The organism is Mesorhizobium sp. B2-1-3A (assembly GCF_006442655.1).
Lineage (GTDB): Bacteria > Pseudomonadota > Alphaproteobacteria > Rhizobiales > Rhizobiaceae > Mesorhizobium.
The window spans coordinates 961,489-987,279 of sequence record NZ_VFWK01000001.1; the positions used below are offsets into that span (position 1 = coordinate 961,489).

Consider the following 25,791-nt stretch of genomic DNA (forward strand, 5'->3'; position numbering starts at 1 on the left):
GAGAATCGGAGCCGATGCGAACCTCGCCGCAACATGGCTCGCTCGCGTTCCGATTCTCCGCTTCTCTTCGAAATCGTCGAGAAACCCGATTTCTCCTTCGAGACGAAGGCGATGGCTGACGGGCTGTGGCCTGTCGCGGGGATGGATGAGGCCGGCCGCGGCCCGCTGGCCGGGCCGGTGGTCGCGGCCGCGGTGGTGCTCGACCCCGCCAACATCCCCGAAGGCCTCGACGATTCCAAACGTCTCAGTCATTTGCAGCGCGAGGCGCTGTTCCTGCGCATTCTTGGCTCCGCACAGGCGGTTTCGATGGCCTCGATCAGTGCCGAAGGCATCGATAGCAGCAACATCCTCAAGGCAAGCCTGGAGGCGATGCGGCGCGCGCTGGTCGGGCTGTCGGTCCGCCCGAAACTCGCGCTTGCCGACGGCCGCGATGTGCCGCCCGGACTGCCGTGCGACGGCCGCGCGTTGATCAAGGGCGATCAACGCTCGCAGTCGATCGCCGCCGCCTCGATCGTCGCCAAGGTGATGCGCGATCGCATGATGTGCGGCTGCGGCAGCCATCACGACCGCTACGGCTTTGAAGTCCATATGGGCTACGCCACGGCCCGCCACCGCACGGCGATCGAGGCGCACGGCCCCGTCGCGCGGCTGCACCGCGTGTCGTTTGCGCCGTTCAGGCTGGGCGGGGCTGAAGTGCTTGAAGAAGAGAGCCTGGCCGGGCTGGATTGAGCTGACGAGCGATCTCCCCCATCGAGGGGGAGATGGCCGGCAGGCCGGACGGAGTCGCCGCTCATGAAGCGCCGACTTTTTCTATTCTACGCCGCAAAGATTGCGTTGAGACCGGTCGAACCGACCCCCTCTGTCGCCTTCGGCGACATCTCCCCCTCGAGGGGGGAGATTATCCGCGCCACAACAAAAAAGCCGCCAGGTTGCCCGGGCGGCTCCATGTCGGCGGTTCAAGAACCGCTCAGTTCAGCTTGGCCTTCACGTCCGCGAGCGAAGCCTTGAACAGGTCGGCGCCGGCCTTGACATCGACCTTTGCGGCCAGCAGTGCGCGGGCGGCTTCGACTGCGATGTCGACGGCGCTGGCGCGCACCTCGGCGACCGCATCGCGTTCAGCCTGACCGATCTTCTGTTCGGCAAGAGCGGTGCGCCTGACAACGTAGTCCTCGGTCTTCTTGTGTGCGTCCGCGGCGAGCATTTCGGCCTCGCGCTTGGCGGCCGCGACGATGTCGGCAGCCTCCTGCTCGGCTTCCTTGCGCTTCTTCTGGTACTGGCCGAGCAGCTGCTGGGCCTCGTCGCGCAGCTTGCGCGCCTCGTCGAGCTCACTGCTGATCCTGGCGGCACGGGCATCGAGCGCCTTGGCGATCAGACCCGGCACCTTGATGTAGATGGCGACGCCCAGGAAGATGATCAGGGCTATCGTTGCCCAAAGCGTTGCGAGAGATGTGGCGTCCATGATGCGCTCCTCACCGAGCCACGGATTTGACCGCGGCCGCGATCTCGGTCTTGCTGGCCTTGCCGCCGCCGACCAGTGCCTCGACGATTGCCGAAGCTGTATCCTCGGCGATGCTGCCGACTTCCTTCATGGCATTGGCCTTGATGGAAGAAATGCGTGCTTCGGCCTCGCCAAGCTTCTCGTCGAGCGCGGCCTCGATCTTCTTGCGCGTGGTCTCGGCTTCCGCCTTGGCCGCATCGTTGGCCTGCTGGCCGATCGAGTTGGCGTTCTTCTTGGCTTCCGCCAGTTCCTGCTCGTAAGCGGCAACGGCGGCGTCGGCCTCGCCCTTCAACTTGCTCGCCTGGTCGAGATCCTGGCTGATGCGGTCGTTGCGAACATCGATGATGCCGCCGACGCGCGGTACCACGACCCGCTTCAGGAAGAGGTAGAACAGCCCAAAAGTGATCGCCAGCCACAGAAGCTGCGACGGGAAGGTCGCAGGATCGAACGGCGGAAATGCGCCATGTGCCTCGGCAGGCACGCTGGTGCCGGAATGCGTGTCGCCTCCGGTCGCGGCATGGCTGGTATCGGCGGCAGGCGCTGACTCTTGCGCGAAGGCAGATGTCACGAACATGGACTATCCCCTGATATCAGGCCCGCCGCTTTCGCGGCCGGCCTGTCCAATCTTCCCAGTTGCTTCAGCCGAACAGGGCCAGAAGCGCGATGAGAAGCGAGAAGATGCCCAGAGCTTCGGTCACGGCGAAGCCGAAGATCAGGCGGCCGAACTGACCATCAGCAGCCGACGGGTTGCGCAGCGCGCCCGAGAGGTAGCTGCCGAAGATGTTGCCCAGGCCAATGCCCGCGCCACCCATGCCCAGGCAAGCGATGCCGGCGCCGATGTACTTTGCTGCTTCTGCGTCCATTTGTTAACTCCTTTGGATCTGAAATTCCGTTGGTATTCCATCCGGGCCCAATGTTCGAAACTCTTGGGCCGGAAACTCTTTGGCTCAGTGCCCGGGATGCAGGGCGTCGTTGAGGTACATGCAGGTCAGCACCGCGAAGACGTAGGCCTGCAGGAAGGCAACCAGCAATTCAAGCGCCGTCAGCGCCACGGCCATCGCCAGCGGCAGGACAGAGCCCGCCACGCCGACCGCGCCAAGCGCGGAGAGGCTGACGACGAAGCCTGAGAACACTTTCAGCGTGATGTGGCCGGCAAGCATGTTGGCGAACAGACGAACCGAGAGGCTGACCGGGCGCGACACAAAGGAGATGACTTCGATCAGCACCACCAGCGGCAGCAGGAATACCGGCACGCCGTGCGGCACGAATAGTTTCAGGAAGCCGAGACCATGCTTCATGAAGCCGTAGACCACCACGGTTCCGATCACCAATGCAGCAAGGCCGAAGGTGACGATGATGTGGCTGGTGACGGTGAAGAAATAGGGAAACAGGCCGAGCAGATTGGCGACCAGCACGAACATGAACAGCGAGAACACGAACGGGAAGAACTTCATGCCCTGCGTGCCCGCGGCGTCGCGCAACATGTTGCCGACGAATTCGTAGGCCATCTCGGAGATCGACTGCAGCCGGCCGGGAACCAGGCTGCGGCTCGACGTCGTGAGGAACAGGAACGCGGCAGCCACCACCACGGTCGCGACCATGAACAGTGCCGAATTTGTGAAGGACAGGTCATAGCCGCCGATGTTAATCGGAACCAGCTTGATGATATGGAACTGGTGGATCGGATCGACCTTGTCAGCTGCCACGTTCTAACCCCGTCAATGCCGCGAACGGCCAAATTACCATTGCCGCACGAGGGCGGCTATTTCCAAATACCGCCTGAAGGGCGGTCATTTGCTGTCGTCCCGGTCAGAGCGCGATTTATTGCCCTGTCCGAATTCTGCCACAACGCCCGCGGAACGCATGACATTGAGCACGCCGGCGCCGAAACCAAGCAGCAGGAAAACGATCAGCCCCCATGGCGAGGTCCCCGCCATACGGTCGATGATCCAGCCGATGCCCGCGCCCACCACCACGCCAGCGATAAATTCACTGGAGAGTTTGACCGCCTGGCCATATCCGGCCGCACTGCCCGCTTTCGCGTCGTCTTTCCCCTCGAGCCGGTTCGGTAGCCTTGTCGCAAGCGATGCTTCAAGTTCACGCCGACGTCGCTCAAGATCGTCGTCACGGATGCCGGTTTCATGCTGATTGCCGCGGCCGGTTTCTCCGGTTCCGTCTGGCCTGTTTTTCTCGGCCATCGCAACCCCCCTGCCCGGTCAGACCGTCACCGTCCGTCCGCTTCTAAAGTCGCCGGCAACATAGTTAGAGGGTTTGCGCCCGTCAAGCCACGGGCGGAAGATCATTGCCATGTATTTTTGGCAATGAAATCAAATAATTAGTGAGGTGCGACATCGTGCCCGCCGCGACGATGGGGATGCGTCGTGCGAATCCCCCGGGCAATGGCTCCCCAATCAAGCCCGTAGCCGGCGGAAAAGACCAGCGGCCGACAGGCCCTCAGCTCCACCCGCCGCCATAGGTGCGGTAGAAGATATGCAAGCCGATCTTGGTCATCTTCTGCATCGTGCGCGCCCAGCCCGGATGGACATATTGGGCATAGTAGTGCGTCGACGATCCGACCTCCGGGATGAATATCTTGCCGGCGGTGACCGCCATGGCGATGTCCTGCGCGGTCTTGTAGGCGACCGGGCTGTCGATGCGCTTCTTCCTGCCGTCGCAAGCGAAGGAGAACTGGCAGCGGTTGAACCAGCTATCGTTCTGGTAGACGACGCCGCAGATCGAATTGGGATAGGCCGGATTGCGGACGCGGTTGAGGATGACCTGGGCAACGGCAGCCTGGCCGCGCACGGACTCGCTCCTCGCCTCGAAGTAGATGCCGTTGGCCAGGCATGCCTGCTCCTTCTTGGAGAAGACACTCTCGGGCAGCGGATTCTGTATCCACCAATGGTCACCCTTGGCCATCGGTGGAATGAAGCGGCCACTGTTGGGCTGCTCATCCTGAAGCAGGGCTTCGAAGGGCGAGGCCTTGGCATAGTCCGGCTCGGATTGCGCATAGGCCGTTGCCAGCACATCCGGATGATCGTTGTTGACCAGGGCCGCAAGCATGGCCGGCACGCCGGGATCCGGCTTCTTGTCTTCACGCGCATGGAATTCCGCGGCGATCTGGATTTCCTTGCCTTTGATCTGGGGCTTGGCAAAGGCCATTTTCAGGTCGCTGTCCATGCTCGGCCGCATCAAGGAGGAGGTCCGCTGGAAGATCGAACCGGCGTTGAAATTCTTCGGCGGTGCAACGGGAGACACCTGGACGATGCGGCCCTTCTTGTCGGCGCGCATGACGCGATCCTCGTCGGGCGAGCCGCTGACCTTGCCGCCCTTGCCGCGAAACGAGACAGAGCCGACACCCGCCAGGTGAATGCCCGATCCGGAGATCGAGCCGGTGACATCGGAATCGACGAACGGCATCTCGGCGGCATGCACCGAGCCGGCGACGGATCTCTCGACATAGGAATTCCAGCGCGCGGTCGGCGATTCGAGGCCGGAAACCAGGCTGGTCATGTCCTGGTAGGCGGCGACGGTCGGGAAACCGATCCAGATGCCGAGGCCGATGATGAGCGGAGACACAAAATTGCGCTTCTTCTCACCGGCGGCGGCAGCAAGCCGCTTCAAGACGCGTCGATGCACGGAACTCTCTCCAGGAACGCTACTGACCCCACTGGAGAGCAAAATGATGCATTAACCTTGATGGGACGTTAACGAGATCGATCGGGTTTTCCCGGCCGGCTCAAGGTCGTGGTTTCGAAGTCGGGCGGTTTTGCGGCGGGAGCGTTCAAGCCGGCCGCAGGAAAATCGGCCATGCGATCAGCGCGCAGATGGCAGCCGACAGCCAGACGCCGGACCATGACCACAGGTGCAGCAGCCCGGGAATGGCCACCGGCACCAGGAAGAAGCCAACGAAAACAAAGGTGTTGGCCAGGCTGAGCGCGGTTCCGACATGGCCGGCGCCGGCAAGCGTGGCAAGCTCGGTGTAGGCAACACCATGCCAGGCGGAGACCGAGATGCCTGCGGCAATCAGCACCAAGGGAAGAACAGGGATCAGGAAGGGCTGGCCGCCCGGCATGGCGGGGCTGGCCAGGACCAACACCCAGAGCACCACGAAGGCAAGCGCGCTGAGCGCACTGCATCTGCGAAGAAACTGGCGACGATTGCCGTGGCGGTCGGTGAAGCGGCCGCTCCAGACGCGCATGACCATGGCGCCGATCTGCACGGCCGCGAGGCTCGCACTGATCGCGGCGGTTCCCAGCCTTGCGAAGTCGTGCAGAAACACAGACGCGAAAGTGAGCACCGCCACCTGCGGGAAGCAGAGCAAGCCGATGGCGGTCGCGATGCGCCAGACCTCGATGTTGCGCAGCGGCGCCGATCCGGCCGCGGCCGGCGAAACGCCGTGATCCACGGTCGGCGGCTCGTGCAGCCAACGCCAGGCGAACAGGGCGGAGAGAGCAGATGTGCCGGCCAGGAGTCCGAACACCGCGGAAAAACCGAGAACCAGGGCGAGCGACGGCAGGACAAGCGCGCCCAGGCCACCGCCAAGCGGCACCGCCGTCTGACGGATGCTCATGGCAAAGCCACGTTCGTTTTCCCGGAACCAGCCCATGATGGCGCGGCCGCTCGAGCCGTTGACGCTGCCGCCCAATAACCCGGTGACGAGCAGGCTTGCCGACAGGAGCGTGACATCGGGAATGCCTGACCTCGTCGGTACAACGAGCATGGCCATGGCAAGCAGCCAGGCCGCCGTCGCGCCAAGCCCGATCAGAAGCACACGGCGATCGCCCCAGCGATCGGTGAGCAAGCCCCAGGGCAATTCGCTGAGCGCAACGCCCAGTCCGAGGAGGCCAAGCGCCAGGCCAAGTTCGGCATTGCTCAATTGGTAGCCCTGCCGAAGCACGACGGCCGTTGCCGGTATGCCGGAGAAGGTGGCCGAAAAACTGGCGTTCGCGGCGACACCGATGCCCAGGACCTTCCAACGATGGCCGGGGCTGAACACCCTTTCGGCGGAGCCGGCAGCCCTGTCTTGCAGGATTTGTGTTGGCTCTTGGTCGGCGCAGTCGGCGATGGCGGACATGATTTCGTTCCCATGAGGGTCCAGTCGCCTGGACCTTGACGCCATCTCTAGCGTCATAGTTTTGTCCTTAAAATCAGGAACTTTTTGACTATACATCCTGAAAAACAGGACGTTTCCATGCAACGCGTGACCTTCGACCTTGACGTTCTGCGCAGTTTCGTCACCGGCATCGAGCTCGGCAGCTTTGCCAAGGCCGCCGAAAGGCTTGGCCGGTCGACCTCGGCGGTCAGCGCGCAGTTGAAGAAACTGGAAGAGCAGGCAGCGACGCCGATCTTCCGCAAATCGGGGCGCGGCCTCGCCTTGACGGAGGCCGGCGAGACCATGCTGGGCTATGCGCGCCGGCTGCTCGAGTTGAATGACGAGGCGGCGGCCGCCATCCACGATGTCGAACTGGAAGGCTGGGTGCGGCTTGGCCTGCAGGAGGATTTTGGCGAGGCGGTGCTGCCCGACGTGCTCGGCCGCTTCACCCGTGCGCATCCCAAGGTCAAGATCGAGGCCAGGATCGCGCGCAGCTTCGAGCTGGCCGACAAGATCACGTCAGGCAGTCTCGATATCGCGCTTGCCTGGCACAATGGCACGATGCTGCCCTATAGCGAGCACGTCGCCGACGTTCCAATGCGCTGGGTTGGTCCGGCCAAGCGCATCGAGACCAGCCTGCGCGACGGCGAGCCACTGCCGCTGGTGGCACTGGAAGCACCGTGCCTGCTGCGCACGGTGGCGACGGAAACGCTCGACCGCGCCGGATTGCCCTGGCGCATGGCCTTCTCCAGCCCGAGCCTTGGCGGCATCTGGGCGGCCGTGGCCGCGGGGCTGGGGTTGACGATCCGCACCGACATCGGCCTTCCAGCCAGCGTCAGCGCGATCAAGCCGGAGATTGCCGGCCTGCCGGCGCTGCCCAAGATGGCGCTGTACCTGCATCGCCGGGATGCCGAACTCGAGCCGGTGGCGGCGCGGCTGGCGGACATATTGCTGGAGGCGGCGCGGCAGGCATTGCCCGACAATGCGCGGACTACCGGCTTGCGCGCCGTGGCCTGATCGGACGAGCGCTGGGCTCAGCCGCGTTTCTTCGCCCTACCCGCGAACGGGTTGTCCGAGGTGCGCAGCGCGATGCGGATCGGCACGCCCGGCATGTCGAACGCTTCGCGCAGGCTGTTGGAGAGATAACGCACATAGGATTGCGGCATCGCGTCCGGGCGCGAGCACTGGACCACGAAGCCCGGCGGCCTCGTCTTGGCCTGCGTGACGTATTTGACCTTCAGCCGGCGCCCGGCAACCGCGGGTGGCGGATGATGCGCCAGGATGGCTTCAAGCCAGCGGTTGAGCTTGCCGGTCGAGACGCGGCTGTTCCAGACCTTGTGGGTCCTCAGCACCGCGTCCATCAGCTTGTCGAGGCCGCGCCCTGTCTCGGCCGAGACCGGAACGGCCTGGATGCCGCGCACCTGCGGCAGCAGCCGCTCGGTCTTTTCGCGCAGTTCCGCCAGAAGCTCCTGCGGATGATCGATCAGATCCCATTTGTTGAAGGCGATCACCGGCGCCCTGCCCTCGCGGATGATCAGGTCGGCAATCTGCAGATCCTGCTTCTCGAAAGGGATCGTGGCGTCGAGCACGATGATGACGATCTCGGCGAAACGGATGGCGCGCAAACCATCCTGCACCGACATCACTTCCAGCTTTTCGTGGATCCTGGCCTTGCGGCGCATGCCGGCCGTGTCGAACAACTTCAGCCGACGGCCATGCCAGTCCCAGTCGACCGAGATCGAATCGCGGGTGATGCCGGCTTCCGGTCCGGTCAGCAGCCGCTCCTCGCCGATCAAGGCGTTGATCAGCGTCGACTTGCCGGCGTTCGGCCGGCCGACGACAGCGATGCGCATCGGCTTGGTGTCGTCGTAAGTGTTCACATCCTCGGCGTCGGGATCAGCAATGTCCTCGCCGATCAGCACCTCACCGGCGGCGATCTCGTCGTCTTCGCCATCTTCGTCTTCACCGAAGGCGCGGGCTTCGCCAAGTGCCGCGATCACCGCGTCGCGCAGATCGGGCATGCCCTGGCCATGTTCGGCCGAAACCGGGATCGGCTCGCCAAGGCCGAGTTCCCAGGCCTCCAGCATGCCGCCCTGGGCGCCTTTCGCCTCGGCCTTGTTGGCGACCAGAACGACCGGCTTGCCGGATTTGCGCACGATTTCCGCAAAGGTCCTGTCGTCCGGCAGCAAGCCGGATTTGGCATCGATGGTGAAGAAGATCAGGTCGGCTTCGTGTATGGCGATCTCGGTCTGCGCGCGCATGCGGCCAGGCAAGGTCGAGGCGGCGGCATCCTCGAAACCGGCGGTATCGATGACATCGAAATGCAGGTCATAGAGCTTGGCGGCATGGACACGGCGATCGCGGGTAACGCCCGGCGTGTCGTCGACAAGCGCCAGCTTCCTTCCCACCAGTCGATTGAAAAGAGTCGATTTGCCGACGTTAGGTCTGCCGATAATGGCGACTTTGAAGGTCATACGGTCCTACAATCATGGATGTCGTTGTCCCAAAACCGCTGCACACTTTTGGGCGACATGCATTTACGAGGCATTGCCCGAGCCGCGGATCAGCTCGGACATCAGCGTTGCCCGCTCGCGGGTGTTGCGCGGGGCGCCATCATCGGCGGCGATCTGGTCGAACAGTTTCAGCGCGTCCTGGGTCTTGCCTTCCTTCCACGCGGCAAGGCCGAGCGCCTCGCGTGCTGTATGGCGTAGCGTGTTGGTGTCCGATGTCAGCGCCTCGACGCGGCTGGAAACGTCGGCGAAGGAGCCGTGGTCGACGAGCAGGAGCGCTGCCCGCAGCCGGGCCATGTCGCGAATGCCCTGGGGTATGGCGGTGTCGGCGGCGACTTCGTCGAAGTCCTTGACGGCGGCATCGGCGTCGCCCTTGCTGGCCTTGACGGTGGCGGCGCGCATGCGGGCAAGCAGGGGATAGGCGCCGTAGCCATCCTTCTCGAGTTGATCGAGCGCGGCCAGCGCCTCGTCGTTCTTGCCGTCATTGGCAAGCTTCAGCGCCTGCGAGAACGCATCGCCGGAGCGGTTGGCGCGCGTCTCGTCCCAATAGCGATAGCCGACGAAAGCGGCGGTGCCGAGCACCACGAGAACCGCAATGACAAGCAAGGCCGGGCCGAAACGGTCCCACAGCGCCTGCGCCTGTTCGCGACGGATCTCGTCATTGACTTCACGGATAAAACTGTCGTCGGACATCAATCAAAACCACTTTTGCCCCGGGCCGGGCGGTTCATGAGCCCGCGTTTTAGCGAAATTTTGTCGGCATGGAAGGGGTTCGGGCGGAAAATCGCCTATTCCCCAGGGCAAACCGATGTTTGCCCCGGGCAAACGGACAAAATGACCCAATCGCACCCACGCCACATTTCGGGGATAGCCGGCTTGCTGACTGTCCGGAGCCTGTAAGTTTGCCGATGCCTTGTTTGTCTCGCGTTGTTGCGTTCGCGCTTGCCTCGCTCGCCACCACTGGCGCGGCTCTGGCCGACCCGCCCGCGCCGCCGAAGCCGGCAAAGCCGAAGCAGGTCGTCATCATCTCCTTCGACAGCGCGCGCGACATCTCGCAATGGAAGCGCAGCCGGGCGCTGGCGCAGCGCACCGGCGCGCATTTCACCTATTTTCTCTCCTGCGTCTTCCTGCTGTCGCCGGAGACGCGCAAGGAATACACCGCACCCGGCAAGACATCAGGCAAATCCAACATCGGCTTTGCCGCCTCCAAACAGGAAGTGGCCGAACGGCTCGACCAGATCGGCCTTGCCGCGCATGAAGGCCACGACATTGCCAGCCATGCCTGCGGTCATTTCGACGCCAAGGACTGGAGCAAGGCCGACTGGCTGAAGGAGTTCGGCTCGTTCGAGCACATTCTCGAGAACGCCTATGCGATCAACGGCATTACGCCCGAACCGGATGGCTGGCGTGATTTCGCGCGACACGCCGTTGTCGGCTTCCGCGCGCCGTATCTGTCGACGAACAAGGCGCTTTACGAGGCCTTGCCCGCCGCCGGCTACCAGTTCGACGCCAGCGGCGTTTCACAAGGCCCTGCCCTGCCACCGACCGTCGGCGGCATCACCCGCTTTTCACTACCGCAAATCCCGGAAGGACCGAAATCCCGACCGGTGATCGCGATGGACTACAATCTCTATGTCAGGCATTCCGGCGGCTTCGAGCGGCCGAGCAAGGCGGGCGAATTCGCCGACCGGACCTATCAGGCGTTTCGAGCCGCTTTCGACACGCAGTATCAGGGCAAGCGTATTCCGCTGGAACTCGGCTTCCATTTCACGCTGATGAATGACGGCGCGTATTGGGACGCGCTGGAGCGCTTTGCTGGCGAGGTCTGCGTGAAGGCCGATGTCGAATGCATCAGTTTTCGCGATTATGTCACGCGGCAAAGCGCTGGCCAGAGGCAGGCAACGGTCGGCGGCTGAGCCGCCAGCCCGCTCGGATCAAACCCGATCGTCTCAGGCCGGATCTTCGGCGCCATGCCTTGCCAGATAACGCTGGTCGATCTCGGGCAGCGGCTCGCCCAGGAGCGTGGCCTCGAAGGCGCGCAGGCGCTTGTGGACCGACTGGAGCTCGACGATGGTCGACCAGGAGGTGAGCAGAAACTGCAGCGAACCCGTCACCTTGCCAAAGGCGTTCGAGATCTGGTTCAGCGCGCCGAACGTTATCTTGTGGGCGACGAGCGACGGACCCAGGATCAGCAGGGAGAAGATATTGTCGGCCTGCAGGTAGGTGTACCGGACGACGTTGAAATAGATGTAGTGGAAATAGAGCCTGAAGTAATTGTGCCTGACATTGGCGAACAGCTCGGCGGTGGTGGCAGGCTGTGCACGATCCGCATGATCCTCGCCGTAAACCAGTTCCTTGCGGTAAGCGGCCTCGACGCGCTGGTTACGGAACTGCAGCCCCGGAAGCTTCAGGCCGGCTATCATCACCGAGATCGTTCCGAACAGACACCAGGCGAGTGCCGCGACCACCAGGGGCTGGGGGATCGCGCCGATGATCGGCAACTCGCTGATATGGGCCTGCAACTGGATCATGACCGGGAGGAAGGCGATCAAGGTCATGATCGACTGCACGAAGCTGGAGCCGAGATCTTCCATGATCTGCGAGAACCGCATCGTGTCTTCCTGGATACGCTGCGAGGCACCTTCGATATGGCGCAACCTGGCCCAGTTCTCGATGAAGTAGTTGTTCATCGCCGTGCGCCAGCGGAAGATCCAGTGGCTGACGATGAAGGCATTGACCACCTGCACATTCATGCCGACCAGCGCGAGCCATGAGAAATCGGCCAGTCCGGTATAGAATTCAGCGTTGGTCGATTTGCCCGTCCCTGACATCAGCCCTTGCACATAGTCAAAGAACGGTCCGTACCAGGCGTTGACGGCGACGCTGACCTGCACATTGAAATAGATGAAGAACAAGATGACCGCCGTCATCAGGATCGACCAGCGTTGCCAGGGATGCGGCGAATACCAGCTCCAGAACGCGTAGAAGATGGCCACGCACACCACGAAGTAGATGTAGAACCAGAGGAACGGCTTCGACACCAGGACGGCAATGCCGATGATCGGCGGCGCGTCGGCGGCCGCCGCCGGCAGGCCGAAAACGGCGCCCAATTGCTCACCACCGAAAAACCAGAACAGGATCGCCGCAAGGCTCCAGATGGCGGCCGAAGAAAAGAAGAGCTTCGGCTGCGGGAAGAAGGATACGAACACTGGGCGAATTCCTTGCTTTAGGCGCAAATCAGCTGACAACAGCGGGCATAAAGTCACACATTAGAGGGAAAGAAAATGCCTGCCCGATGCCCGGTGCCAGCAAGACCACAATCATGGCGATTTTGGCGCGGCCGACCAGGTGACGGCGCCGGAGACCACCAGCATGGCCGCGGCGAGGAGCGAAGCGAGGAAGAAATCACCTGATATCTGCGCCAAAAAACCGGCAACGATCGGGCCGATGATCTGGCCCAGGCCGAACGACGCCGTCATCAACGCAAAGATGCGCCGGGGCGCCTTTGGTGCCTGCTGGCGGGCGGCCTGCAAGCCAAGCGCGGTGATGGCAATGAAGGTGCCGCCAAGCAGCAGGCCGCCAAGCAGCGGCCCCGAATGTCCGCCAAGCGCCACGCTGGCGGTGACGCCGATCACTTCTATGAAACATGCCAGCGCATAGGCGGCGTAGAGGCCAATCCGCGCGGCGATCTTCTGCCAAAGCCACGTCGAGGGAAAACCGGCAAGGCCGGCGACCAGCCACACCATGGCCTCGAAGACGCGGCTGCCGCCGCCCTGGCGGACGATGGCGACCAGGAATGTCGCGGTCACCACATAGCCAAACCCGAACAGGCCGTAGGCGACGATGATCTTCATCAGCGACCGGGCTTTCGGCAAGGCCGGCTCACGGGCGGCTTCGCCGTTGACGAGCGGGCCTTCGTTCGCCAGCAGCGCCACGACGACCAAGCCGCAAGCCGAAATCAGAGCCGACCACAACCAGCCCGCCGCCCAGCCGGCATGTTCAGTGACCAGCACCGCCATCATCACCGCCGAGATCGCCATGCCGAGCCCGACACCGCCGAAATGCCAGGCCTGCAGGTCGCCACGACCGGCGGCATTGATATGGCTGAAAACGATGCTGGCCATGAAGACCATGACGAAGGCGCTGGCCAGACCCGCCAGAAAGCGGATGAGGAGAAAGGCAGGCATGGCGTCGGTCAGCCCCATCATCGCGGCCAGGACAGTGCTGGCGCCGAGGCCCGCCAACATCAGCAGACGTTCGCGGCCATGCGCCCAACCACCGGCCGCGGCAAACGCGCCGACGAGATAGCCGAGATAATTGGCCGAAGCGATCCACCCCGCATTGGCCGGCGACAGATGCAGCTCTTCCATCATGCCGGGCAGGATCGGCGTGTAGACGAAGCGGCCGATGCCCATGGCGACGGCCAGCGCGATCATGCCGGCGACGGTGAAGCGAAGCTCTTCTGAGGTCGATTTCATTGCGGCGCACAATAAATGCCGACGTCGCTGAAACAACCCGCCTTTCGTTGGGCCAATACGACCGCCAATGCGCCACGCTCTGTCCGACATTTCCTCAAGCCGGACCGCGTGGCCTCGGCTCAGCGGCGTTCACCCAAACCGGCATGAGGTGAGCAGGTCTCGTGCTCGGTCCGCCGCGCAGTCAGCCTGAACGGCATGTCGCCGAGCTCGCGCTCCGACATGGTGTTCAGCACAGGATGTGAAAGCGGGTCTGTCAGCCATCCCTGCGCCTCGCTCCCAGAGCGAGGCGGGCACAAGGTATTCGTGGCGAACATGCCCCTCAGCGACGACACCATCCTCAACATTTCCGGCTCCGCGGGTCTGTCTCCCATCAACAAAGTCTGCCGTTCCGATGTGAGTTTCAATTGAGATTTCGGCCGGATCAGTTTAGAAAATCTCAAATGGCCATGCTCAATCGCGTTCATCTCAACGGCCTTCGGGCCGTCGAAACCGTTGCCCGTCTCGGCTCGCTTGCAGCGGCCGCCGGCGAGCTCAACGTTTCCGTCAGCGCCGTCAGCCAGCAGATAAGCCGCACGGAAAAGCAGCTCGGCCAGGCGCTGTTTGAGCGCACGGCCAGCGGTCTCGTGCTGACCGAATTCGGCGCCGTGTTCGCGACCCGCCTTGGTGCTGGATTTCGCGAGCTTACCCAAGCCGTGGCGCTGGCAGATGAAGCGACCCAATGCACATTGGTGGTTTCGGTGGCGCCGGCCTTTGCCTCGAAATGGCTGCTGCCGCGACTGTCGCGTCACTTCGACCGGCATCCCAATGTGCTGCTGCGCATCGACGCTTCGGTGCGGCTGGCCAATCTGGATCATTCCGACATCGACATCGCCATCCGGCTTGGCGACGGCAAATGGCCTGGCGGGCGCGCGGAACTGCTTCTGGCGCAGGAGGTTTTCCCGGTCTGCGCTGCTGGCATCGCCAGGAAACTGAGCTCGATCGAGGACCTTGCCCAGACCTGCGCCATCACCGACGAGCGGGCGATGATCAACTGGGACAGCTGGTTCGCCGCCGCCGGTGTTGCACCCGTCACCTTCCAGAAGGGCGCCCGCTTCACCGATCCGATGCTCTGCCTGGAATCGGCGATTGCCGGCCATGGCGTGATGCTGGGCTGGCAGTTGCTGGCGGCGGATGCGCTGGCCGATGGACGGCTGGTGGCGCCGTTCGGGATCCGTGCCCAGAGCGGGCTCGGTTACTGGCTGGTGACCTCGTCGACGAAGGCGGAAAGCCGCAAGGTCCGGGACTTCAAGATCTGGATCAAGGAAGAGATCGAGACGACGATGGCGCAATTCGGATCGGCGACTGCAGCTCCCGCCGGCGCGATCGCGGTGGAAAGCACCGCGTCACCGGTCTATGTAGAGTGAGATATCCAACTACGGCAGGCAGGATCATGACCACACATTCGCGCGGCGTTTCCGCAACGATCGACCCGGTGAAGCTCGACAGGCTGGCGGAAGTCGCCATCAAGGTCGGGCTGCAATTGCAGCCGGGACAGGATCTGGTGCTGACCTCGTCGATCGCGGCCCTGCCGCTGACCAGGCGCATCGTCGAACACGCCTACAAGGCCGGCGCCGGGCTGGTGACGCCGATCTTCAACGACGACGAGATGACGCTGGCGCGCTACCGCTTCGGCGCCGACGCCGGTTTCGACCACGCCGCCGGCTGGCTCTATGAAGGCATGGCGAAGGCCTTTTCCAACAATGCGGCCAGGCTTGCCGTGCGCGGCGAGGATCCCTCGCTGTTGTCGGCGCAGGACCCGGCGAAAGTGGCGCGCGCCAACAAGGCGAATTCCATGGCCTACCAGCCGGCGCTGGAAAAGATCACCGGCTTCGACATCAACTGGAACATCGTCGCCTATCCGGACCTCGCATGGGCCAAGCAGGTTTTTCCCGGCGATGCCGACGATGTCGCCGTGGTCAAGCTCGCCGATGCCATCTTCGCCGCCTCGCGGGTGGATGTGGAGGACCCGATCGGCAACTGGAAGGCGCATAATGCCGCTCTGCGCGGCCGCACCGAATGGCTGAACGGCCATAATTTCCATGCGCTGCATTTCACCGGGCCTGGCACCGACCTCACGGTCGGGCTGGCGGACGGCCATGAATGGATGGGCGGCGCCTCGACCGCCAAGAACGGCATCACCTGCAATCCCAACATCCCGACCGAGGAGGTCTTCACCACGCCGCATGCCAGGCGGGTCGAAGGCCACGTCTCCTCGACCAAGCCGCTGTCCTACCAGGGCACGCTGATCGATGACATCTCGGTGCGGTTCGAGGGCGGACGAATCGTCGAGGCCAAGGCTTCGAAGGGGGAGGATGTGCTGAAGAAGGTGCTCGACACCGACGAGGGATCGCGCCGTCTGGGCGAAGTCGCGCTGGTGCCGCATTCCTCGCCGATCTCGGCCAGCGGCCTGTTGTTCTTCAACACGCTGTTCGACGAGAACGCCGCCTGCCACATCGCGCTCGGCCAATGCTATTCGAAATGTTTCGTCAACGGCGCCTCGCTCAGCCAGGACGAGATTGCGGCCCGCGGCGGCAACAAGAGCTTCATCCACATCGACTGGATGATCGGTTCGGACAAGATCGACATAGACGGCGTCCACAAGGACGGCAGCCGCGTGGCGGTCATGCGCAAGGGCGAGTGGGCCTGACGGCTTGCCAGCCTGTGAGGGCAGGATGACTTTCGATATCGCGGTCAAGCGCATCTACGAAGCACCCGACAAGGCCGATGGCCAACGGGTGCTGGTCGATCGCATCTGGCCGCGCGGCGTCAGCAAGGAGCATGCCGCGCTGGCGCTGTGGCTGAAGGAGATCGCGCCGAGCGACGAGCTGCGCAAGTGGTTCGGGCATGAGCCGGCGCGCTGGGCGGAGTTTCGGGAGCGGTATCGCGTTGAGCTGGATGGAAATGACGAGGCGGTGGCGCAACTGCGCGGTCTGCTTGGCGAGGGCAAGGTAACGCTGCTCTACGGCGCGCATGACGAGGCGCACAACAATGCGGTGGCGCTGGCGGGGTATTTGCGCGGGACGGGTTGAAGCGGCTGACATTTCTGAGGTCGGCGGGACAGCGCCCCCCTATGTCCTGCCGGACATCTCCCCCACTTGGGGGGAGATCAGTAGCTTCGGCGCCGCAGATCCCTTGCAGCGTAGCTGATTGGCGAAGGCCACGATGACTCCAATCTCCCCCCTCGTGGGGAGATGTCCGGCAGGACAGAGGGGGGCGTCGGCCCGCGACGGGCGAAGGCGAAGGTCGCCCCTACTTCCCGACCGCCTGCTCATAAGCCTCCGGCTTGAACCCAACCAGAACCCGATCCCCCACCTCCAGCACCGGCCGCTTGACCATCGTCGGCTTGGCCAGCATCAGCGCCTTTGCCTTCCTCTCATCGAGGCCCTGCTTGTCGGCGTCCGGCAGTTCGCGGAAGGTCGTGCTGCCCTTGTTGAGCAGCTTTTCCCAGCCGACCTTGCCGACCCAGCCATCAAGCCGCTTGGCGTCCAGCCCCTCCGCGCGAAAATCGTGGAAACGATAGGCAACGTCATGGCTCTCCAGCCAGACGCGCGCCTTCTTGACCGTGTCGCATGTGGTAATGCCGTAGATCGTAGTCGTCAAAGCGCGTTTCCCTTGGGCTGGCGGTCGAATCCGTCCCCACAACCTAAAACCGCCCTTCCCGCATTGCCAGCGCCCAGGCCCGCAACCGCGGAATTTTTGGGGCTTGCCAATACTAAGGAATTTTCCTAAGTATTTTTAGGCCGCTTTTGACAGCGCCTCAGGATCGATCAATGACAAGCCTCCAGACCGCCAATCCGAGCCTCCCGCCGATCGACGGCATCTTCCGCGCGCTTGCCGATCCGACGCGGCGCCGTGTCGTCGAACGGCTGAACCGCAGCCCGGCCTCGGTTAGCGAACTGGCGCAGCCTTTCGAGATGGCCCTGCCCTCCTTCATCGAACACCTCAAGGTGCTGGAAGGCTGCGGGTTGGTGCGATCGGAAAAGATCGGCCGCACCCGGACCTACCAACTGGCACCCGAGCCCCTGAAGCTCGCCGAAAACTGGCTGGCCGAACAGCGGACACTGTGGGAACGCCGCCTCGACCAGTTCGACGCCTATGTGATGACCCTCAAGGAGCAGGAAAAATGAGCTATCCCTTCAAGCCCGATCCCAGGCTGGACCTCGTGCTGGAGCGCGTCATCGATGCGCCGCGCGAATTGCTGTGGCGGGCGTGGACGAAGCCGGAGCATGTCAAGCAATGGTTCACGCCGAAGCCGTGGATGATCACCGACTGCGAGATCGATCTCAAGCCAGGCGGGTTGTTCAGGACACGCATGCAGTCGCCCGACGGAAAGGAGGTCAACGACCGCCGCTGCTGCTATCTCGACATTGTGCCGAACGAGCGGCTGGTGTGGACGGATGCGCTGCTGCCGGGCTATCGGCCGTCAGGCGAGCCCTTCATCACCGCGGTCATTTCCCTCCAGCCCGATGGCCGGGGCACGCGCTACACCGCCACCGCCATCCACCGCGACGAGGCGACCCGCAACAGCCATGAGGAGATGGGGTTCTTCGATGGCTGGGGCACGGTGGCCGACCAGCTTGCCGAGTATGTGAAGACGATTTGAGCCTCTCACATGGCGGCCAGGACGGATGTCCCGGCCGCCATGCTTGTATCTCGAAGCGAAGAGCAGGCTCCGAGGTCGGAGGCATCTCCTGGCTCAGTAGTAAAAACGCTCTTCGGTGATCTTGCCGTTCTTGACCGTGTAGAGGCCAACCTCGTCCATGGTTACACGCTGGCCGGTAGCCTTGGGCGTGACGTCGAATGTGAAGCGCACCGCGAACTGGTCGCCGTTGACATAGGGTCCCTCGACCGAGCCACCGTGGACCTCATGGTTCTCCTGCCACCATTGGCCTTTCTGCCTGAGGGCCTCCTTGCCGTGGCTGACGGCCATCGGTCCCTCCATGGCTTCGTAGCTGGCGATGTCATCGGCATTGTATTTTTCGGCGGCACCGTTGTGGTCTCCCTGCTTGAGGAGCTCGGTGAAATCCTTGGCAATTTCCGCGATGGTCATTTTGTGTTCCTCCTGTTCAGACGCACTCGAAGTAGGGATACGCTTGCCGGCCCGCCACCCCTGCCCGCATGACAGCTGACAAGGTGTGTCAGGACGATCGATATAGCGCGGCTGTGTGACGATGATTTGCGGCGGCGGCTCACATACCCGCAAGGGAATCGTCCTGACCGGTCAGCTGCCAGATCGCCGGACATTCGTATTTGCCCTGATAGCTGCGGATCAGCGCAAAGCTGCGCACCTTCCAGGATATCGGCTCGACAATCTTTTCCCGCACGTTCGGCATGCCTTGTCTATCACGAAGCAGCGTGACATGTGGCTCCAACGAACTCGTGACGAACGGCTGCAGCGGGCTGTCGTCGATCACAGCAGAGAGCTTTCGCCAGAAGGCTTGCAGGGTCGGCGAATGGTCGCTGCTGCGAAGCACCAGCGCTCCGCCGCCGAAGGCCGACAGGCGGTCGAAGCAAACTTCGAATGGCGCGGCCTGTATCAGCAAGCCGACATGGCGGGCGATCTCCACCACGCGCTTCTCTTTGCCGTCGCCAAGGCCCATAAGGGTTATGTGTATCTGATCGGTTGGCGTCAGCCATCCTCGCAACCCCAGTTCCCGATTGTAGTGCTCTGCCCTACGCCGCAGCATCACGTTGACCGGGGCTTCGACCAGCAATGCGTAGAACAGATGCGGGTCCCGGATTGGACTCGGTTCCTCAAATGGAAAAGAGGTCTGGTCGTTCTTTGCGAATGCCGGTTGCCTACTCATGACGGAACTCGTTCGGCAAATTGAATCCAGTCGAGCAATATAGAACATAAAGTGAACAAATCAAGCTGAAACGAAACAGGCGCTGATGCTCTCCGCGTCAACGCCTGCAACTTCAAGATTGAGGGAGCCCTGCCAGGCAGGGCTCCCGAAACCTACGCCCCGTAGCCGATGATGCCCTTGACCTCGAGGAAATCGTGGATTGCCCAGTCGGCATATTCTCGGCCGTTGCCCGACTGCTTGTAGCCGCCGAACGGTGCGAACGTGTCCCACTCGGGATAGTTGATCGAGACCTGCCCGGCGCGCAGCTGGGCGGCGACCTTGCGAGCGCGTTCGATGTCATGCGACTGCACATAGGCGGCAAGGCCGTAGACCGTGTCGTTGGCGATCTTCACCGCGTCGTCGTCATCCTTGTAGGAAATGACCGACAGCACCGGCCCAAAGATCTCTTCCTTCTCGATGGTCATGCCTGGTGTGACATGGCCGAACACGGTCGGGCGGACATAGTAGCCGCGGTTGAGGTGTTCCGGCCGGCCGGGACCGCCGGTAACCAGCGTTGCGCCTTCCTTGATGCCGGCCTCGATCAGCCGCTGGATCTTGTTGAACTGGAGCTCGCTGACGACCGGGCCAAGTTTGGTCTCTTCATTGCGCGGATCGCCGACATTGTGTGCTTCGGCCGCCTTCTTGGCGATGGCCAGCGCCTCGTCGTGGCGGGCGGCCGGCACCAGCATGCGGGTCGGCGCGTCGCAGGACTGGCCGCTGTTGCCGAAGCAGCCCTCGACGCCCTTGCGCACCGCCGTTTCGAAATCGGCGTCTGCCAACACGATGTTGGCCGACTTGCCGCCCAGTTCCTGCGCCACGCGCTTGACCGTCTGCGCCGCCGTCTGTGCGACGATGATGCCGGCGCGGGTCGAACCGGTGAAGGACACCATGTCGACGTCGGGATGGCCGGCCATGATCTGCCCGACATCGGGCCCGGTGCCGTTGACCATGTTGTAGACGCCCTTCGGCACGCCGGCGGCTTGCATCACTTCAGAGAAAACAATGCCGCTGATCGGCGCGATCTCCGAAGGCTTCAGCACGACGGTGCAGCCGGCGGCGATGGCCGGCGCCACCTTGCAGACGATCTGGTTGAGCGGCCAGTTCCACGGCGTGATCAGCGCGCAGACGCCGATCGGCTCCTTGACCACCATGGTGCCGCCGCGTTTCTCCTCGAATTCATAGTCCTCCAGCGCCTTGATGGTGGCTTCCATATGTGCGCGGCCGGCCCAGGCCTGGGCCTCGCGCGCCCAAGTGATCGGCGAACCATTTTCCTGGCTGACCGCCTGGGCGATATCCTCATAACGCTCGTTATAGACTTCAAGGATGCGCTTCAGCAGTTTCAGACGCTCGGCCTTGCTGGTCTGCGAGAAGGATGGGAAGGCGGCCTTGGCGGCGGCGACAGCGTTGTCGACATCGGCCTTAGAGCCGACCGAAATTTTCGTATAGGCCTCTTCGGTGGACGGGTCGATCACGTCCAGCGTCGCCGGCACCACGGGCGCCACCCATCTGCCGTCGATGAAGAAGTTGAGATGATTGCTCATTGGGTGTGCTCCGATTGTTTGGAAAGGATTGGGTCAGATTAGCTTGAAAGCATAGGGCAGTTGGCGCCACGGCGCAGGCTGATATGCGCCACGTCGCCGACGCTGAATTGAAAACCCTCGGCCTGGCGCGGGGCATCGATGACAACAGGCGCGCCTTTTTCGAGTTCGGCATGCAGGCGCAGCGTGCGGCCGTGAAAGACGATGCTGTTGACACGTGCCGGCGCCGTGCCGGGCGCGGCCTCGGTCGTCGCCAGCAGGTCCTCCGGACGCACGCCGATAGTGCGCACCTCGCCTTCGCCCGGTGACTGGCCGGTTTCGGAAATGGCCTCCAGCGGCAAGGTGCCGGCGGTGAAACGCAGGCGATCGCCATCGCGGCCGACAAAACGTGATTGCAGGAGATTCATGGTGCCGATGAAGCTCGCCACGAACTTGGTTGCGGGCCGATCATAGAGGGTCGCCGGCGGCGCGATCTGCTCGACGCGGCCCTTGTTCATGACGACGATACGGTCGGAGATCGACAGCGCCTCGGTCTGGTCGTGGGTGACCATCACGAAGGTGGTACCAAGCCGCGACTGCAGCCGCTTCAACTCGACTTGCATCTGTTCGCGCAGATGCGCATCCAACGCCGACAGCGGCTCGTCGAGCAGGAGCACGCGCGGCTCGCAGACGATGGCGCGGGCGAGCGCGACGCGCTGGCGCTGGCCGCCCGACAGTTCCAGGACGCGAGCGCGAAGCTTGTCGGCGAGACCGACCATCTCCAGGGCTTCGCCGACGCGCTTCGCCTGCTCGGCGCCCGACAGTTTTCGCAGGGACAGGCCGAAGCCGACATTTTCGGCGACGTTCATATGCGGAAACAGCGCATAGTCCTGGAACACGGTATTGACCGGCCGGTCGAAGGGCCGAAGGGCAGTGATGTCACGACCGTCGAGCAAGACCTTGCCGCTCGACGGGCTTTCGAAGCCGGCAATGACACGCAGGCTGGTGGTCTTGCCACAGCCGGACGGCCCGAGCAGCGTGATGAATTCGCCGCTGACAATGTCGAGATCGACGGCATCGAGCCCGACGATGCCACCTGGAAAAACCTTGGAAACCGCCTGCAGCCGAACGAGTGGATCAGGCGCCATCGCGAACCTCGGACGGCTTCGTGGTGTTGACCCAGAGGATCTGGCATTGCTCGGCGCCGGGATTGCGGAAGGCATGCAACAGCGTGCTCTTGAAGGCAAAGCTATCGCCGGTCTTCAGCCCGTATCTTGTCGAATCCACCACCAGTTCGACCTCGCCAGAAAGCACGAAGCCGAATTCATGGCCGGCATGGGCGTAGGCTTCCGCCGTGCCGCCACCGGCTTCCACGGTCACCAGCATGCCGGTCAGCGTCGCGCCGGGCGGCGATAGCAGTGCCTTGGCGATGCCTTCGGATTTCACCGGAATCGCGCGGCGGCTGTTGGCGCGCACGCAATAGAGATCGTTGACGGCCTCGTTGCCGTCGGCGATCAACGCCGAAGGCTCGATGTCCAGCGCGGCGGCGAGCGGCCAGATTACCTTGACCCGCAACGAGGACATGCCGCGCTCGATCTGGCTGAGCGCGCCGATCGACACGCCTGCCCTCGCGGCCAGTTCGGCCAGCGACAGGCGGCGCTCGAGCCTGAGCGCCCGCACGCGCCGGCCGACCCGCACGTCGGCATCGTCCTTCCGCTTCTCCGCCGCTTCGTCAAGAACATCCATGCATTCGTCCTCGTTTGCTTCTTCCTTCTCCCCTTGTGGGAGAAGGTGGATCGGCGCGTAGCGCCGAGACGGATGAGGGGTGGGTGACGGATCACCGTCGGCGCCAAGCTGGAGCACCCCTCATCCGTCGCCTTCGGCGACACCTTCTCCCACAAGGGGAGAAGGAAGAACCAGCGTCAGCCGCCAGCCTTCACTTTCTCGAACATCTTCGCCACATCGTCGTTCTGTTTCATCGGGCCGGTGAAGATGGTGCTCTTCAGCATCACCTCGGGGTCGGACGGCAGTTGCAGCTTCTCCAATTCGTCCTTCGCCACGCCGGCGAAAGCGGTGCTGAGCGAGCTGCCATAGCCATAGGACTGGATCAGGAATTTGCCGGAGTCGGCGTCGAGCCGGCTGTTGATGAAGTCGTAGGCGAGATCGACATTCTTGGCGTCCTTCAGCATGACGAAGCCGCAGGCCCAGGTCAGCATGCCTTCCTTCGGCTTCATGAACTCGACCGGCACGCCCTGCTTCTTCAGCGACGTGGCCGATGCGTTCCAGGTCATGGCGGCGACCAGCTGGCCGCTGGCCAGCGCCTGCTCGACCGAGGTCATGTCGGTGGTGTAGCTCGACAGCAGCGGGCGCTGTTCGCGCAGCTTTGCCGCGACCTTGTCCATCTCAGCCGGCGTCATGTCGAACGGGTTCACGCCGGCGAGAAGTGCGGCCACGATGGGCGTGTCATGGACGGCGTCGATGGTCGCCATGCGGCCGGCATATTGCTTGTCCCAGAGCAGGTTCCAGCTCGCCTCGGGGTTCTTCACCAGATCGGTGCGATAGAGGATCGAGGTGTTGCCCCAGTCCCACGGCACCATCCAGACCTTGCCGTCGCCGGCCTGCAGATCGGGCAAGTTCTTGAACACCGGGAAGATCGAATCCCAGTTCTTGATACGCTTGGTGTCGATCGGCTGCAGCAGGCCTTCCTTGTTCCAGCGCGCCACCTTGTCATAGCAGGGATGGGCGATGTCGGGACGGAAGCCGGCCTTGACCTTGGTGAAGGCATCGTCGTCGTCGCCGAAGATCGAGGCCTCGACGCCATCGGGATGCGCGGCAAGGAAGCTTTTGTTGAAGTCGGGCAATTCGTAACCCGACCAGGTGAAATACTGCAGTTTTTCGGCGGCCAGCGTCACGGTCGAAGACAGTGCGAGCGCCAATGCCGCGAGGCCGGCCCGGGCCTTGTGTCCGGTTATCGATTTCAGGAATGCCATTTTCGTTCTCCTCTTGGTTGTTATGGTCAGGCTGGATTGCGGCGCGCCGCACCGAGCCCGCGATGGCGCAGGATCTCGGCGGTACCGGCGACGATGAAGGAAACCGCCAGGATCACCGTCCCCAGCGCCATGACGGTCGGCAGCGATCGGGGGAAGCGCAGTTGGCTCCAGATGTAGAGCGGTAATGTCGGCTCGGTTCCGGCGAGGAAGAAGACGACGATGAATTCGTCGAAGGAGATCAGGAAAGCAAGCATGAAGGCCGACAGTACGGCCGGAAGGCTGAGCGGCAGCATGACGCGCCGGAACGTGGTCCAGTCGGAAGCGCCAAGGTCGAGGGCCGCCTCGCGAACGGTCTTGGGGATGGCGGCGAAACGGCTGCGCATGATGACCACGGTGGTCGGCAGAGCCACCAGTATGTGGCCGAGAACGATGGCGATGCGCGATGGCCCGAGGCCGATCAGGTTGACAAGGATCAGCAGCGATATGCCGACGATGACGCCGGGGATGAGGATCGGCAGCCGTGCGATGGCGCTGATGGTGGCGGCCAAAGGGGAGCGGCCATAGAGATCCATATAAGACACGGTGATGCCGCACAGCGTGGCGCCCGAAGCCGCGACAACGCCGATGACGAGGCTGTTGGCGAGCGCGCCCGAAAGCGCCGGATTGCCGTAGAGCGTCGCATACCATTGCAGCGTGAAGCCCTGCAGCGGAAACGCCGCCTGGATGGAATCGTTGAAGGAAAACAGCGGGATCAGCAGGACCGGCAGATAGAGGAACACCAGATAGGCAAGTACGTAGAGGCCGAGCCAGCGGCCATCCCGTTTCGTGCCGGCGCGTTCGGCCCTCATGTGCGGCTGCCAAATCTGCGGTCGGCGCCACGCGCCACCAGCACAACAAGGAGGATGACCAGCATGACGCAGACCGAAAGTGCCGCGCCGAACGGCCAGTCATTGGCCTTGCCGAACTGTGACTGGATCAGCGTGCCGATCATGGTGCTGGCCGGGCCGCCGACCATGGCCGGCGTGACATAGTCGCCGACCGTCGGCACGAAGACGACAAGGGCCGCGGCCAGAACGCCGGGCATGGAGTTTGGCAAAACGACGCGGCGGAACGCGGTGAACGGCCGTGCGCCAAGATCGGAGGCGGCCTCGAGCAGCGATTTCGGGATCGTGTCCAGCGCCACATAGATGGGCAGGATGGCGAACGGCGCGTAGGCATGAGCGAGCGTGACGACCACCGCCGCCGGCGTGTTGAGGAAGGCCAGCGTAGGCTCGGACCAGATGCCGCTTTCGATCAGCGCCGAGTTCAAGACGCCATTATAAGCCAGCACGATCTTCCAGGCGAAGACGCGCAGGAGATAGCTGGTCCAGAACGGCAGCGTGACCAGGAAAAGCAGCAGGCCGCGCCGATGCCCGGCATGGAAGGCGAGGTAGTAGGCGACGGGATAGGCGGTGATGACGGTTGCCAGCGTCACCAGGCCGGCAATGACCAGCGAGCGCAGCGTCACCGTCCAGTAGAGCGGATCGGTGGCCACGGTGGCGAAGTTTTCGACGGTCAGCCCAACGCCGAGCAGCGAGCCGTCATTGCCGCGGAAGGCGAGGAACAGCACCAGGCCAAGCGCAAACAGGATCAGCAGGAACGTGACCAGCGCCCCCGGCAGCAGCATGGCGAGCCGGAAGCCCGACAAGGACCGGGACTTGGGCACCTCTGCTGCAACCAGGGTCGACATGGACTTGCCCATCGAGATTTTGAAATTGGCTAAGATTTTTTCATATTTGTGAAACTGTCAAGCGGAATCCCGCAGGCAGAAATGGCTGC

28 protein-coding genes are annotated in these 25,791 nt (G+C 63.2%); 8 read left to right on the forward strand and 20 right to left on the reverse strand.

Annotated features, from left to right (window positions below; genetic code table 11):
• Nucleotides 1-33 precede the first annotated feature (33 nt).
• Nucleotides 34-729, forward strand: a complete 696-nt coding sequence (locus FJ977_RS04790) for a ribonuclease HII (RefSeq protein ID WP_140769014.1) — start codon at nt 34-36, stop codon at nt 727-729.
• A 238-nt stretch (nt 730-967) separates the two neighbouring features.
• On the opposite strand, the gene FJ977_RS04795 is transcribed toward FJ977_RS04790, so the two are convergent.
• The 7 genes from FJ977_RS04795 to FJ977_RS04825 all read right to left on the reverse strand — a co-directional run bounded on the left by FJ977_RS04795 (nt 968) and on the right by FJ977_RS04825 (nt 6,575).
• Entirely contained in the window at nt 968-1,459 is a 492-nt protein-coding gene (locus FJ977_RS04795; RefSeq protein WP_140769016.1) for a F0F1 ATP synthase subunit B, read from the reverse strand.
• Between the two features lie 10 nt (nt 1,460-1,469).
• Nucleotides 1,470-2,072 (reverse strand): F0F1 ATP synthase subunit B, encoded by a 603-nt coding sequence (locus tag FJ977_RS04800; RefSeq protein WP_056564126.1) that lies wholly within the window; start codon nt 2,070-2,072, stop codon nt 1,470-1,472.
• Between the two features lie 64 nt (nt 2,073-2,136).
• Complete coding sequence (locus FJ977_RS04805; RefSeq protein ID WP_013896722.1) at nt 2,137-2,361, reverse strand: F0F1 ATP synthase subunit C; 225 nt, start codon at nt 2,359-2,361, stop codon at nt 2,137-2,139.
• 84 nt (nt 2,362-2,445) lie between these two features.
• Nucleotides 2,446-3,204, reverse strand: a complete 759-nt coding sequence (locus FJ977_RS04810) for a F0F1 ATP synthase subunit A (protein ID WP_019856924.1) — start codon at nt 3,202-3,204, stop codon at nt 2,446-2,448.
• Between the two features lie 84 nt (nt 3,205-3,288).
• Nucleotides 3,289-3,696 carry an AtpZ/AtpI family protein gene (locus FJ977_RS04815; protein WP_140769018.1) on the reverse strand — a complete coding sequence of 136 codons (408 nt, stop codon included), beginning with the start codon at nt 3,694-3,696 and terminating at the stop codon, nt 3,289-3,291.
• Nucleotides 3,697-3,952: 256 nt separating this feature from the next.
• On the reverse strand, nt 3,953-5,137 hold the full coding sequence (locus FJ977_RS04820) for a cell wall hydrolase (protein ID WP_140769019.1): 1,185 nt from the start codon (nt 5,135-5,137) through the stop codon (nt 3,953-3,955).
• 145 nt (nt 5,138-5,282) lie between these two features.
• Nucleotides 5,283-6,575 (reverse strand): MFS transporter, encoded by a 1,293-nt coding sequence (locus FJ977_RS04825; protein WP_140769020.1) that lies wholly within the window; start codon nt 6,573-6,575, stop codon nt 5,283-5,285.
• A gap of 117 nt (nt 6,576-6,692) precedes the next feature.
• On the opposite strand from FJ977_RS04825, the gene FJ977_RS04830 reads away from it, so the two are divergent.
• Nucleotides 6,693-7,610, forward strand: a complete 918-nt coding sequence (locus FJ977_RS04830; RefSeq protein ID WP_140769022.1) for a LysR substrate-binding domain-containing protein — start codon at nt 6,693-6,695, stop codon at nt 7,608-7,610.
• A 17-nt stretch (nt 7,611-7,627) separates the two neighbouring features.
• On the opposite strand, the gene der is transcribed toward FJ977_RS04830, so the two are convergent.
• Together der and FJ977_RS04840 are read right to left on the reverse strand one after the other, a co-directional pair.
• A complete protein-coding gene (gene der / locus FJ977_RS04835) occupies nt 7,628-9,067 on the reverse strand; it encodes a ribosome biogenesis GTPase Der (RefSeq protein ID WP_140769024.1) in 1,440 nt (479 codons plus the stop codon).
• A gap of 63 nt (nt 9,068-9,130) precedes the next feature.
• Nucleotides 9,131-9,796 (reverse strand): tetratricopeptide repeat protein, encoded by a 666-nt coding sequence (locus tag FJ977_RS04840; protein ID WP_140769025.1) that lies wholly within the window; start codon nt 9,794-9,796, stop codon nt 9,131-9,133.
• Between the two features lie 215 nt (nt 9,797-10,011).
• Between FJ977_RS04840 and FJ977_RS04845 the strand changes: the two genes are divergently transcribed.
• Complete coding sequence (locus FJ977_RS04845) at nt 10,012-11,019, forward strand: polysaccharide deacetylase family protein (RefSeq protein ID WP_140769027.1); 1,008 nt, start codon at nt 10,012-10,014, stop codon at nt 11,017-11,019.
• Between the two features lie 33 nt (nt 11,020-11,052).
• Here the strand turns inward: FJ977_RS04845 and sbmA are convergent, their stop codons facing one another.
• Complete coding sequence (gene sbmA, locus FJ977_RS04850) at nt 11,053-12,312, reverse strand: peptide antibiotic transporter SbmA (RefSeq protein WP_140769029.1); 1,260 nt, start codon at nt 12,310-12,312, stop codon at nt 11,053-11,055.
• Nucleotides 12,313-12,423: 111 nt separating this feature from the next.
• Complete coding sequence (locus FJ977_RS04855) at nt 12,424-13,581, reverse strand: YbfB/YjiJ family MFS transporter (RefSeq protein ID WP_246682818.1); 1,158 nt, start codon at nt 13,579-13,581, stop codon at nt 12,424-12,426.
• Nucleotides 13,582-14,021: 440 nt separating this feature from the next.
• On the opposite strand from FJ977_RS04855, the gene FJ977_RS04865 reads away from it, so the two are divergent.
• From FJ977_RS04865 to FJ977_RS04875, 3 genes are read left to right on the forward strand one after another with little or no spacing between them, the layout of a single operon-like run.
• Nucleotides 14,022-14,984, forward strand: a complete 963-nt coding sequence (locus tag FJ977_RS04865; RefSeq protein WP_140769031.1) for a LysR substrate-binding domain-containing protein — start codon at nt 14,022-14,024, stop codon at nt 14,982-14,984.
• Nucleotides 14,985-15,010: 26 nt separating this feature from the next.
• The gene (locus tag FJ977_RS04870; protein ID WP_140769033.1) at nt 15,011-16,267 is read left to right on the forward strand and encodes an aminopeptidase; all 1,257 of its coding nucleotides are present in this window, start codon (nt 15,011-15,013) and stop codon (nt 16,265-16,267) included.
• 25 nt (nt 16,268-16,292) lie between these two features.
• Entirely contained in the window at nt 16,293-16,649 is a 357-nt protein-coding gene (locus FJ977_RS04875) for a DUF488 domain-containing protein (RefSeq protein WP_140769035.1), read from the forward strand.
• 220 nt (nt 16,650-16,869) lie between these two features.
• Here the strand turns inward: FJ977_RS04875 and FJ977_RS04885 are convergent, their stop codons facing one another.
• Entirely contained in the window at nt 16,870-17,220 is a 351-nt protein-coding gene (locus FJ977_RS04885; RefSeq protein ID WP_140769040.1) for an ArsC family reductase, read from the reverse strand.
• A gap of 170 nt (nt 17,221-17,390) precedes the next feature.
• Here FJ977_RS04885 and FJ977_RS04890 point away from each other — a divergent pair, with 170 nt between their 5' ends.
• Both FJ977_RS04890 and FJ977_RS04895 read left to right on the forward strand, forming a co-directional pair.
• A complete protein-coding gene (locus tag FJ977_RS04890; protein ID WP_140769042.1) occupies nt 17,391-17,747 on the forward strand; it encodes a metalloregulator ArsR/SmtB family transcription factor in 357 nt (118 codons plus the stop codon).
• Nucleotides 17,744-18,223 (forward strand): SRPBCC family protein, encoded by a 480-nt coding sequence (locus tag FJ977_RS04895; protein ID WP_140769044.1) that lies wholly within the window; start codon nt 17,744-17,746, stop codon nt 18,221-18,223. The genes FJ977_RS04890 and FJ977_RS04895 overlap by 4 nt, the downstream gene beginning before the upstream one ends.
• 93 nt (nt 18,224-18,316) lie before the next feature.
• Here the strand turns inward: FJ977_RS04895 and FJ977_RS04900 are convergent, their stop codons facing one another.
• The 8 genes from FJ977_RS04900 to FJ977_RS04935 all read right to left on the reverse strand — a co-directional run bounded on the left by FJ977_RS04900 (nt 18,317) and on the right by FJ977_RS04935 (nt 25,702).
• A complete protein-coding gene (locus FJ977_RS04900; RefSeq protein ID WP_140769046.1) occupies nt 18,317-18,670 on the reverse strand; it encodes a SnoaL-like domain-containing protein in 354 nt (117 codons plus the stop codon).
• A 139-nt stretch (nt 18,671-18,809) separates the two neighbouring features.
• Complete coding sequence (locus tag FJ977_RS04905) at nt 18,810-19,427, reverse strand: 2'-5' RNA ligase family protein (RefSeq protein WP_140769048.1); 618 nt, start codon at nt 19,425-19,427, stop codon at nt 18,810-18,812.
• 152 nt (nt 19,428-19,579) lie between these two features.
• The gene (locus FJ977_RS04910) at nt 19,580-21,007 is read right to left on the reverse strand and encodes an aldehyde dehydrogenase family protein (protein WP_140769050.1); all 1,428 of its coding nucleotides are present in this window, start codon (nt 21,005-21,007) and stop codon (nt 19,580-19,582) included.
• A gap of 38 nt (nt 21,008-21,045) precedes the next feature.
• Nucleotides 21,046-22,131 (reverse strand): ABC transporter ATP-binding protein, encoded by a 1,086-nt coding sequence (locus tag FJ977_RS04915; RefSeq protein WP_140769052.1) that lies wholly within the window; start codon nt 22,129-22,131, stop codon nt 21,046-21,048.
• A complete protein-coding gene (locus tag FJ977_RS04920) occupies nt 22,121-22,729 on the reverse strand; it encodes a cupin domain-containing protein (protein ID WP_140769054.1) in 609 nt (202 codons plus the stop codon). The genes FJ977_RS04915 and FJ977_RS04920 overlap by 11 nt, the downstream gene beginning before the upstream one ends.
• Before the next feature lie 176 nt (nt 22,730-22,905).
• Nucleotides 22,906-23,973 carry an ABC transporter substrate-binding protein gene (locus FJ977_RS04925; RefSeq protein WP_140769055.1) on the reverse strand — a complete coding sequence of 356 codons (1,068 nt, stop codon included), beginning with the start codon at nt 23,971-23,973 and terminating at the stop codon, nt 22,906-22,908.
• A 26-nt stretch (nt 23,974-23,999) separates the two neighbouring features.
• Nucleotides 24,000-24,821 carry an ABC transporter permease gene (locus tag FJ977_RS04930; RefSeq protein ID WP_140769057.1) on the reverse strand — a complete coding sequence of 274 codons (822 nt, stop codon included), beginning with the start codon at nt 24,819-24,821 and terminating at the stop codon, nt 24,000-24,002.
• Nucleotides 24,818-25,702 (reverse strand): ABC transporter permease, encoded by an 885-nt coding sequence (locus FJ977_RS04935; protein ID WP_140769059.1) that lies wholly within the window; start codon nt 25,700-25,702, stop codon nt 24,818-24,820. The genes FJ977_RS04930 and FJ977_RS04935 overlap by 4 nt, the downstream gene beginning before the upstream one ends.
• Nucleotides 25,703-25,791: the final 89 nt, after the last annotated feature.